8 protein-coding genes, 1 tRNA gene and 2 pseudogenes are annotated in these 10,203 nt (G+C 48.4%); 7 read left to right on the top strand and 4 right to left on the bottom strand.

The genetic code is table 11. The features are described 5' to 3' along the window. The 3 genes and pseudogenes from J1785_RS07975 to J1785_RS07965 form a co-directional block, all read left to right on the top strand. A pseudogene (locus J1785_RS07975) lies at positions 1-203 on the top strand (hypothetical protein); the annotation flags it as partial. A 51-nt stretch (positions 204-254) separates the two neighbouring features. Beyond that, entirely contained in the window at positions 255-770 is a 516-nt protein-coding gene (locus tag J1785_RS07970; protein ID WP_217219184.1) for a GNAT family N-acetyltransferase, read from the top strand. A 281-nt stretch (positions 771-1,051) separates the two neighbouring features. Then, positions 1,052-1,483, top strand: a complete 432-nt coding sequence (locus J1785_RS07965) for a bifunctional diaminohydroxyphosphoribosylaminopyrimidine deaminase/5-amino-6-(5-phosphoribosylamino)uracil reductase RibD (protein WP_217157325.1) — start codon at positions 1,052-1,054, stop codon at positions 1,481-1,483. Positions 1,484-1,601: 118 nt separating this feature from the next. Here J1785_RS07965 and J1785_RS07960 read toward each other — a convergent pair whose 3' ends face one another. Together J1785_RS07960 and J1785_RS07955 are read right to left on the bottom strand one after the other, a co-directional pair. After that, the gene (locus J1785_RS07960) at positions 1,602-2,051 is read right to left on the bottom strand and encodes an NUDIX hydrolase (RefSeq protein WP_217219183.1); all 450 of its coding nucleotides are present in this window, start codon (positions 2,049-2,051) and stop codon (positions 1,602-1,604) included. A 172-nt stretch (positions 2,052-2,223) separates the two neighbouring features. Further along, positions 2,224-3,060: a MipA/OmpV family protein gene (locus J1785_RS07955; protein WP_217219182.1), complete on the bottom strand. Its 837-nt coding sequence runs from the start codon at positions 3,058-3,060 to the stop codon at positions 2,224-2,226. 206 nt (positions 3,061-3,266) lie between these two features. Here J1785_RS07955 and J1785_RS07950 point away from each other — a divergent pair, with 206 nt between their 5' ends. The 3 genes and pseudogenes from J1785_RS07950 to J1785_RS07940 form a co-directional block, all read left to right on the top strand. Next, the gene (locus tag J1785_RS07950; RefSeq protein ID WP_129953061.1) at positions 3,267-3,944 is read left to right on the top strand and encodes a response regulator; all 678 of its coding nucleotides are present in this window, start codon (positions 3,267-3,269) and stop codon (positions 3,942-3,944) included. Continuing rightward, positions 3,944-5,332: a sensor histidine kinase gene (locus J1785_RS07945; protein ID WP_217219181.1), complete on the top strand. Its 1,389-nt coding sequence runs from the start codon at positions 3,944-3,946 to the stop codon at positions 5,330-5,332. The genes J1785_RS07950 and J1785_RS07945 overlap by 1 nt, the downstream gene beginning before the upstream one ends. A 50-nt stretch (positions 5,333-5,382) precedes the next feature. Further along, positions 5,383-5,817 (top strand): annotated as a pseudogene (locus J1785_RS07940) (hypothetical protein); the annotation flags it as partial. A 466-nt stretch (positions 5,818-6,283) separates the two neighbouring features. Here J1785_RS07940 and J1785_RS07935 read toward each other — a convergent pair. After that, positions 6,284-6,889: a serine O-acetyltransferase gene (locus J1785_RS07935; protein ID WP_129953059.1), complete on the bottom strand. Its 606-nt coding sequence runs from the start codon at positions 6,887-6,889 to the stop codon at positions 6,284-6,286. A gap of 309 nt (positions 6,890-7,198) precedes the next feature. Further along, positions 7,199-7,274 (bottom strand) — tRNA-Phe (locus tag J1785_RS07930). Positions 7,275-7,978: 704 nt separating this feature from the next. Here J1785_RS07930 and speF point away from each other — a divergent pair. Further along, positions 7,979-10,141 carry an ornithine decarboxylase SpeF gene (gene speF, locus J1785_RS07925; protein WP_217219180.1) on the top strand — a complete coding sequence of 721 codons (2,163 nt, stop codon included), beginning with the start codon at positions 7,979-7,981 and terminating at the stop codon, positions 10,139-10,141. Positions 10,142-10,203: the final 62 nt, after the last annotated feature.

Here is a 10,203-nt window from a genome sequence, read left to right as displayed (position 1 = left end):
ACCTGGTAAACCAGGTGCAGACGGCGGGAGGGGCTCTGACGGGGGCAGTTCAGATAATTCACCAGGCATGGCAGGATGCCCGGGAGGAACGGATCCTGCTGAGAACGGCCTTTTTTATCTCCCGGGAACAAAAGAACAATGCAATCCAGGTCCGCAGGATTCAACGAAAAGTGCAAATTTGTTGTAATGCATTATCTTCGTAACTGCTTTTATCGTTAATGCGACTGGCTGACAGGCACGGTTGAGGATCCTCATTGGAGATAGAAAATTTGGATATGGAACTCAGTATCCGGGAAGCAATCCGTTCTGATCTTGCGATCATGAGTGATTTGGCTCGCGAGCTCAATATCATCCATCATAAAGCGCGCCCAGATATTTATGCTGATGTGACTTTGAATGAGGGAGCAGATGAACCCCATTGGATGGGATTTATTGAAACTGATGATCATGTTGCGTTTATAGCCCGGCATAACTCTCTTCCCATCGGGTTTATTGCAGCGAACATATCAATACCAACAAGTCCACTTCTGAAGCCAGTCCCTGGTTGCAGGATTTGCTCAATATGTGTTCTTGAAACACACAGAGGGCAAGGTGTGGGTAAGGTATTGATGAACAGAGTGCGTGAATGGGCTCTGGCACGTAACTCGCAGGAACTCAGACTGGCTGTTTGGCATTTCAACAAGGCAGCAATCCGCTTGTACGAGGAATTTGGCTTTGAGGTTCGTGCGCTGGAGATGGGCATGCCAATATCTTCTAAGGGGGAGGTTTGAACGCATGACCTTATCCCCGTTGATTAACACACGGCGATGTTTTGAAATACACCCTCAGTGGTCAGAACGATTTCGTAATTCCGCTTTTCGCGCATAGCAGACCTAACGAACCTTCAGCCGTTCTGCTTCGTGCCAAAATCGGAGGTATCAAAAGTCAGTACAAGTTAGCCAACAAGAAGGTTGGTCATAGCTGATGAGTAATTAATCTAAATAATGGACATTCATGCCGGGTGGTTTGAAAATCTTAAGTCTATGATTTACATATTTGGGCATAAAAGCGGATGAGCGAAAATTTAAAATTCATGCTGTTAGCGCTTGAAAAATCACGTCAAGCCTTACCTGGCTGCAGACCAAATCCACCTGTAGGGTGCGTGATTGTCCATAAGGGGGAGGTGGTTTCCGAAGGCTTCACTCAACTTCCAGGCCATCATCACGCAGAGATAGACGCCATTTCAAAACTAACGGTTCCAATTGGTGAATGTGAAATATTTGTCACACTTGAACCCTGCTCCTATCAAGGAAGAACCCCCTCCTGTGCCTTGACACTTGCTGAGCTGAAACCACGTCATGTCTATGTAGCCATTAAAGATCCGCATCCTAGAAACAGTGGAGAAGGACTCAGAATTTTAAAAAATGCAGGGGTCAGCTTTACGCTGGGAATTGGAAAACGAGAAGTAGAGAGTTTTCTATTGCCTTATCTGGTGAAGTCTTAGGCTGTACGGACATTTCAGAGGTGTTCCGGCCCAAAAATTTCGGGCTGCTATTCGCGCATAGCAACCCTTTTGCATATGCATACTGACAAGGAGCGGAAATATTGCTTTGTAGCAGAGGTTACTCACCTGTGTCCCAGCCGTACTCTGAGTAACTCTCATCAGCATTAATGGCTTCAATAGCCTGCCTTACATAGGGTATTGTTTCTTCTGGCAGATCCGAAATATTCTTCCAGCTTACTTCGGCATGCTTGTCAGGTTCTGCAAGGAAGGGTACACCACTCCATTCTCGGCAGATAAAATAATGTCCTATCCATGAACGGTTTTCCGTCCACACATGCATGGTATGCACAAGGGCCAACTCTGAAGGAATTGTGTCCACCCCTGTCTCTTCTTTTAGCTCTCTGGCGGCAGCGGTGGAGAGTGTTTCGCCTTTTTCTAGCCCACCGGCCGGTAAGCTAAAGCCACCATCCATCCAGCCCGTATTAGACCTTCGGAGCATGCAGAGTTCATCCCCTTTTAGAAGCAAGACGAATACTGCTATGGATAGATTATATCTGTCACGGCCCATGTAGCGATTGCCCAATTACTTAGAATACTGTCTGTATATACATTGCTTTAATGCGTTTTGATATCTGTTAATTTTGAAAATGAATGTCCTTACGTCCTTTGTGAGTACCGCCCCATCATCTGTATCGGGGCGGATCAAGTGTGTATTTATTGACAGTGCAATCGAACAATGTTCAGAAGCTATATGTCACTTTCAAGCTTCCATTGGGCGATGCTTTTCGTTGCACAATCGGGCTGTTGCGTGCATCACCAGCCAACTGCGTAAAGCCTGTAGCGGCCACTACGCTCCAGTTCTGGTTGAACTTGTGCGTCCAGTCCATATTCATTGAATAGGCATAAATCCCGGAACCGGCATCATATTGAGTAAACCCCGATGCGGCTGACTGTGATGAACTTACCCCGTAGTAAGTTTGCATATAGTTGTCTGTTCCCCAGCTGCTGGTCAGCGCCATCGTCACGGTATTTTCCGATGAACTATAAAGCGGGCTGATAATGCCGAAATGCAGGGCCGCGCCATTGTCCCGCTGAGAAAACGGCACCTCAGCCTGCAATTGCAAATGAAGCCAGTCGGTTACCTTATATCCCAGACCCAATGCCCCGATAGCCGAGCCTTTGACATCGCCCATACCCCGCAAGTCGTCACTGCCATCGCTCATTGCGTCGCTGTCCACGTCATGATCCTTACGGCCTGCGCGATAGCTCAGCGCAGTACTGTAATCCAGCTTGCCGGAGCTGTTGCCATAACCGATACCCCGCATGGTACTCACGAAGAACCCATTATGCATCGAGTAATCAAGCACCAGGGCTGTCGTGACGCGGTTTTCATCCGAACCAGAATAAAGTGGCGTAACATCCACGCCTCCTCCCAATGTTAAGGCGTTACCCTGTTGTGGTTCTGCCGCAAGTGTTGGGTTGGTCAGTAACGCCAGCAGCGCACCCGGCAGCATTTTTTTCAGGGTGCGTTCTGAGAGTAAATAGGGGAACTTATGACGCAGTTCGAAGTTGCTCATTAAAGAAGTCCTTATGGATTCAAATGATTACGATACAAGCGGGTTTTAAACGCCAGAACGCTCAGTTTGAATACGCACCCTAAAGTTCTCATGAGCTAAAAATGAAGAAATACTTAAGCACGTGCCGGTGACGCAAACCTGATAAATTTCCTGATACCGTTTTTTTCTTCAGACGTTCTTCATTCACTGTTGATAACGTAACTATTGTGAAAATTCTCCTCATCGAAGACGACCTGGATCTCGGCAACGGCGTACGTATTGCCCTTGCAGATCAGGGATTAGATGTCATATGGGTTCGCCGCAAAGTGGATGCGCTGCATCAACTCGATGCCTGCTTGCCGGAACTAGTTTTGCTCGACCTCGGACTGCCTGACGGCGATGGCATGAGCCTGATGGCGTACTTGCGCCAGCAGCTCAAGGGGATCCCCGTCATCATTCTGACCGCGCGGGGCACTCTGCAGGATCGCCTGTGCGGGCTGGATGCCGGTGCTGACGACTATCTCGTCAAACCTTTTATTCTTGCCGAGTTATTGGCCAGAGTGAGAGCCCTTGCGCGACGCAGTTACGGTTTTGAGAATGAGGTGATAGAAATTCGTGGGTTATCTCTCCATGTGCCGACTCGTCGCGTGACGGTGAGCGCGCGGAATGTTGAGTTGACGGCAAGTGAATACGCGCTGCTTGAAACTTTAATGATGCGCACTGATCGCGTGCTTACACGAAGGTTTCTGGAGGAAAGGATATTCGGCGCAAAAGAAAATATGAGCAATGCACTCGATGTGCATATGGGTAATTTACGTCGCAAAATCGGCGACGGCTATGTACGAACGGTGAGAGGCGTAGGGTATGTCATTGATACTGTGCCGATTCAGAAAGGGGCTGGTTGATGCGAAATTTTTGGCACCACCTGAGAACTCCAACGCTCGTACGGCGAATTATGATCGCCCAGATGCTACTGCTTACACTGCTTTGGTGTCTTTTTCTGACCTACATTTTGTGGGAGAACTTGCGTAGCCCCCCTATGCTAACGGGCAACAATACTTACGAAACCATTCTTACATTGGTTGATCGTATGGATGATCGCCCGCAGGATCTCACCGCTGTGCTGAAAAAGTTCAGCACAGCGTTGCGGGAAGGTTATGGCGGAGGTGAAGATCCGAAACTGTCAATCAGCCTAATCGTTCGGAAGAATAAAGAGATAATTTATTCATCTGATGGCGCTCCGGCAGGGGTGACAAACACCAGGTATGGGAAAATTCAGAGCATCCGGAGTGGGGGGCGCACCTGGACTAGCCGTACTCTCAAGTCCGGGAGATCCGATGCGGAGGTAACACTTTTCACCCCTGCCGGAGGCTGGAACTTTTTTATATACCTGAACTCGCGGGGATACTACATATTGCCGCTACTGGTGTGCATTCCTTTTCTTTTGTTTCCTGCGTGGCTGTCAATCCGTATTGCAATGCGCCCCTGGAACAAGGTGGTAAATGAAATTTCCTTACGAACTTCAGAAGATCTCTCTCCCTTAAAAGAAGTGCCAAAGCACATGGAGCTTCGCCAAATGGTGGACGCTACTAATCTATTTCTTGCCAGGGTGCGAGAGAGTTCTGATAGGGAACGGGTTTTCATTGCAGATGCCGCCCACGAACTGCGTACCCCACTGGCTGCGATGCGAATCAATGTGGAGGCTTTGCAGTCCTATGTAAGCAGCGATAATCAACAGGAGTTGCTTGCAGGGATTATTCGCAGCAATAGCCGTGCAGCGCGTCTTGTCAATCAGTTGCTACTGATGATGCACAGCGAAGTGCGTATTGACACTGTTATGGAGCCTGTGCCGCTGACAACGCTCATACAAGAGCGAATGGCTGCACTGGCACCGCTAGCGGCTGAGCGCAGGATTGAGCTCGAATTCTACTCTGATAATGAAATCTGGATCACAGGCGTCAAGGAACGCCTGATGTCGCTGATTGATAATTTAATTGAAAATGCCGTGAAGTACAGCCCTGAGGGCGGACGGGTTGAGGTAGATGTAGGATCACTTGATAAATCTACTCAGCTACGTGTTTCAGATGCAGGGCCCGGCATTCCATTTGAATTGAGGGAGCGCGTGTTCGATAGGTTTTTTCGCGATCCCAATCAGATGCAAAGCGGGAGTGGATTGGGACTTGCAATAGTCAAAGCGGTTGCGCAGCAACACAACAGCAGCGTATGCCTAAATACGTCTGCAGAAGGTGGGCTCATGGTTACTGTTGACTTTCCAAACCACAAGTCAGCCTGAAAGAAAACATAATTTTGATACCAGCCCAGCGGAGAGCCTCTGTCAGAACAATGGAGTTGAAATTGAAATATTTGACCCTGTCTACACTATTATTTTCTATCTCGATCAGCGGGTGCGCCATAACCGTCAGCGAATTAAAAAACAGTCAATCCTCTTATGACGGCAGCTTTACGAGCAAGACAGAGCCCTCAGATACGTATCGAACTTTAAGGCACATGGCAAGGCAGTGCCTGGAATATGAGGCATATTCAGGAAATCCGGTCATCGTATTAAGCGAGTTTGACGGTGAGCGCAATGAAGGTGAAATCAATCAAAAGCTCCTTGCGCAGGGACTGTTGATTAACAACACGCTAATTGAAATAGAAAGACATGATGGGGACAAAGCACAGGTCAGCCTATACACAACCAAGAACATCTTGAGTGTGGGCATCAGGTCGCCAAATATAAGTGATATCAAGCGCTGGGCTGACGGCGATAAAGCTTGCCAGAACGACACTGTCGTCAATACCGTGAAACATCTCAGGCCATATGACTTAATCCCCGGTTGATTTACACACCGCGATTTAAGTAATACCTTCATCAGTAATGAGAATAACTGCGAATGACTATCCCTCGCTCATAATTGCCCTGGATCCTTTAGCGGATAGGTCTGAGTAGCTACGCAGCTTAAAATGATTCAAGGAATCTTTGTTTCGGGGGCGGTTTTAGTAACCGCTACAATTTTTTGCTCATAAAGACGGTCTTTCCACCCATGAATTGGTCACGTCTATCGATTTCATATTCTGGCGCTGCATATAAGGCAATGTTCGCCTCGAATGCTTCGTTCGTCTGCAGGCGAATTTCCCCAACGAGTCATTTCGTCTCAGAAAGACAAATTAAGTGATGAGTAAGCAAAAGTTAAGCCTCTTTATTGAAGAGGCTTTTTTTATTGGCGTGTTGCTTAATACAATATCAATGCTGAATCGTAGACCCGATGTTTTTAATTACGATCTGAGTAGTTTTTTGACTATAAACCAGGGTGTTAGCGGGGATATCTTTATTGATAAATGACATTGCCCCAATAGTGACATTGTCTCCAATAACGATGTCCCCAAGAATGCAGGAGTTAGCACCGATATCGACGTTATTACCGATTGTGATATATCCTATATCAGGCGTTGATTTTTTCCTTCCAATAGTCGTGTTTTGACGGATATTCACATTGTCACCAATCACACATTCAGCTCTGATTACGATCCCCACGTAATGGTTTATTTTCATACCGGTTCCGATATGTGCAGCAATGCTTATGTCTGCGCCATACTTTCTGGCTAAGTTAACACCAATGATTTTGGCGATTTTTCGCTGGCGAGATGATGAGGATTTATACAAATAGTTTGCAATCCGCCACCAAAAGTAGAAGCGTTTTTTGCGATTAAAAGCTACGCGGTGAAATACTTTTAGCCATGAGAATCTTTTGCCCCCATCTCTTTTTATCACTTCTATTCTTAAACATTCTTTCAAATGTTCATAGCCTGTAACTTTATTACTTGCGGAGCTGACCAGAGGATTATCCATATTGTATTACCGTTAAATAAAAGCAATTAAGCACTTATCGGCATTGAACAAATAAACTTTAAAAGAATAACCTGAGTAGAGGATATGCCCGAAAAGCAGGGCGCAGGCGCTCACAAATCTGAAATTTTTAACCAATTTTACCTTCCGCCACCGGACCAATTTGCGCCCAACGCTTTTCCCCTGTACGGCTCATACGGCAGTAAGGGCCTGGCAGGGTGATCCTGCAAGGCGAATCATCGGACGAAGTTCGATGGAGAGTCCGGAAAGCGGAAAGCAAAAAACCCGCCATAGGCGGGTTCTTCTAAATATTGGTGCCCGGACTCGGAATCGAACCAAGGACACAGGGATTTTCAATCCCTTGCTCTACCGACTGAGCTATCCGGGCAACGGGGCGCATTAAACCGTATCGGGCATGTGCCGTCAACGGCTTTTTGTGACAACAGCGGGGTTCGTCACCTGACTGATGCTTTTTACGACGATTTGTCGATTTAACTTACGGCCCAGGCCACCTGTCCAGGTTTGTACCCGACAACAAGCCCGAAAAAGGTGGAGGTTCCGGGACATGCTCCCTGTCGCATTCTGTAAGAAATTCGCCGTATGTTCAGGGTTGAACCGGGGGGTAAAAGATGCGATTATTGCGCCGATTTATTAAACAACTCTGATCCCGTTTTCACGCGACAGCTCAAGAGGGTTGCGGCATGGCTGGTTTATCACATCGCGCTGTTCGCCAGTGCAAAAACAATCTGATGATGATCTCCGGGTGCTGTAAACACCACGATTTCAGTTTTCCTCCTTTTGTCGTCTCTTTCATGCGGTAAGGCTACCGTTTGCTCGCTGTTAGGCATTATTAAAAACAGAGATTAAAACAGAGCAGCTCTCTGATTTTACTGTTGTCTATCCGACGTGGCGTGGCCTGAAACCCGATTTGTCACCGCTTTGCCCCACCGGCATAGCTCCGTTGCACTCGATATCTCGCTTAGCCAACGTCAATTGCCGGGCCGGACTCTGCGCTTACCTTTTATGCCGTAAGATCCCGCTCATTGCCGTGCCATCTGGCACACCCTCTTACTTAACCGTTTGAGAGTCTGAATGAAACACTTAAAACTTGCAGCAAGCGCTTCCGTCGCCCCTTATCTCCAGACTGCACGTCTGGTCGTTGACCTGCGCCGCGCCGATTATGCGGACATTGCGGCCATCATTATTTCTGTCGGTGACCTGAACCACGGCAGGCTGGCGGAGATTGAAACGCTGGGATTTGGTATTCCCGCGTTTGTTGCGGTGCAGGGTACGGAGCAGGTGTCACCTGAGTTTCTGCCATTGCTGAAAGGCGTTATCACACTGTCGGACGCCAATCAGGCATTTTATGCCGCGCAGATTGAATCTGCCGCGCAGGCTTATGAAGAAGCGCTGTTCCCGCCGTTTTTCGATACGTTGAAAAAGTATGTCGAGATGGAGAACGCCACTTTCGCCTGTCCGGGGCACCAGGGGGGCGAGTTTTTCCGACGTCATCCGGCAGGGCGACAGTTTTATGATTTTTACGGCCCGAATATTTTCCGCTCCGACATGTGTAATGCGGATGTCAAACTGGGCGATTTACTGATCCACGAAGGATCGGCGAAAGATGCCCAAAAGTATGCAGCTAAAGTCTTCAGCGCAGATAAAACCTATTTCGTGCTCAACGGCACGTCTGCGGCCAATAAAGTCGTCACTAATGCACTGCTGACGCGCGATGATCTGGTGCTGTTTGACCGTAACAACCACAAATCAAATCATCATGGTGCGCTGCTGCAGGCGGGTGCAACGCCGGTTTATCTCGAGACTGCGCGTAATCCGTTCGGTTTTATCGGCGGTATCGATGCTGCCTGTTTCGATGAAACCTATCTGCGTAAACAAATCAAACAGGTGGCACCTCATCGCGCGGCCGAAAAACGTCCGTTCCGTCTGGCGATTATCCAGCTTGGTACCTATGACGGCACTGTGTACAACGCCCGTCAGGTCGTGGATAAAATCGGTCACCTGTGCGACTACATCCTGTTTGATTCCGCATGGGTGGGTTATGAACAATTCATCCCGATGATGAAAGAATGCTCGCCGTTGTTGCTGGAACTTAACGAAAACGACCCTGGCATTATCGTCACGCAGTCTGTTCATAAGCAGCAGGCCGGGTTCTCGCAGACCTCGCAAATCCATAAAAAAGACAATCACATCAAAGGCCAGAAGCGTCATTGCAGCCATAAAAAGCTCAACAATGCGTTTATGATGCATGCCTCGACCAGCCCGTTTTATCCGTTGTTTGCCGCACTGGATGTCAATGCGCGCATTCATGCCGGCGGCAGCGGAAAACATATGTGGATGGAGTGTGTGAAGCTCGGCATCGAAACCCGCAAAATGCTGCTTGATCAATGCTCAATGATTTTGCCGTTCGTTCCCCCGACTGTCGGTGGCAAACGCTGGCAGGATCATGAAACCAATGAGATGGCTAACGATGTGCGTTTCTTTGATTTTGTGCCGGGCGAGCGCTGGCACGCATTTGACGGTTATGCCGGGAAACAGTATTTCGTTGATCCCTGCAAATTGCTGCTGACCACGCCGGGCATTGATGCTTCCAGCGGTAAGTACACGGAGTTCGGCATTCCGGCAACCATTCTGGCGAACTATCTGCGTGAGAATGGCATCGTGCCGGAGAAATGTGACCTTAACTCGATTTTGTTCCTGCTCACTCCGGCGGAAACACCGGCCAAAATGCAGTTGCTGGTGGAAGAACTGGTGCGGTTTGAGCAATACATTGAAGAAGATGCGCCGCTCAGCGAAGTACTGCCGACGGTATATCGTAAAAATGAAGACCGCTACCGGAATTACACCATCCGCCAGTTGTGTCAGGAAATGCATAACCTCTACGTCAGTTTTGATGTGAAAGAGTTGCAGAAAGAGATGTTCCGCGAGAAGAGTTTCCCGCAGGTCGTGATGAATGCGCAGGATGCTCACAATGAGTTTATCCGCGATAACATCGAACTGGTGGCGATTGGTGATGCCGAAGGCCGTATCGCTGCGGAAGGCGCTCTGCCTTATCCTCCGGGCGTGTTGTGCGTCGTGCCAGGTGAATTATGGGGCGGGGCGGTTCAGCGTTACTTTATGGCGCTGGAAGAAGGTATCAACCTGCTGCCGGGCTTCTCGCCGGAATTGCAGGGGGTGTATATCGAGAAAAAACCGGTTGGCTGGAAGCGTGTGATGGGGTATGTCGTTTCTGCGTAATTTCTTAAAATAAAGCCTGGTTTTTCACATAATCATCTTTACGTAATGCGGAGGCTATAGCC

Source organism: Rahnella perminowiae (assembly GCF_019049755.1).
Classification (GTDB): Bacteria; Pseudomonadota; Gammaproteobacteria; order Enterobacterales; family Enterobacteriaceae; genus Rahnella; species Rahnella perminowiae.
This window is presented reverse-complemented; position numbering and strand designations above follow the sequence as displayed.

Bases quoted from the DNA above. Each gene is read 5' to 3' on its own strand.
- speF (WP_217219180.1), top strand. From the start codon at position 7,979: ATGAAACACTTAAAACTTGCAGCAAGCGCTTCCGTCGCCCCTTATCTC.
- J1785_RS07960 (WP_217219183.1), bottom strand. From the start codon at position 2,051: ATGGGCCGTGACAGATATAATCTATCCATAGCAGTATTCGTCTTGCTT.
- J1785_RS07965 (WP_217157325.1), top strand. From the start codon at position 1,052: ATGAGCGAAAATTTAAAATTCATGCTGTTAGCGCTTGAAAAATCACGT.
- J1785_RS07945 (WP_217219181.1), top strand. From the start codon at position 3,944: ATGCGAAATTTTTGGCACCACCTGAGAACTCCAACGCTCGTACGGCGA.
- J1785_RS07955 (WP_217219182.1), bottom strand. From the start codon at position 3,060: ATGAGCAACTTCGAACTGCGTCATAAGTTCCCCTATTTACTCTCAGAA.
- J1785_RS07935 (WP_129953059.1), bottom strand. From the start codon at position 6,889: ATGGATAATCCTCTGGTCAGCTCCGCAAGTAATAAAGTTACAGGCTAT.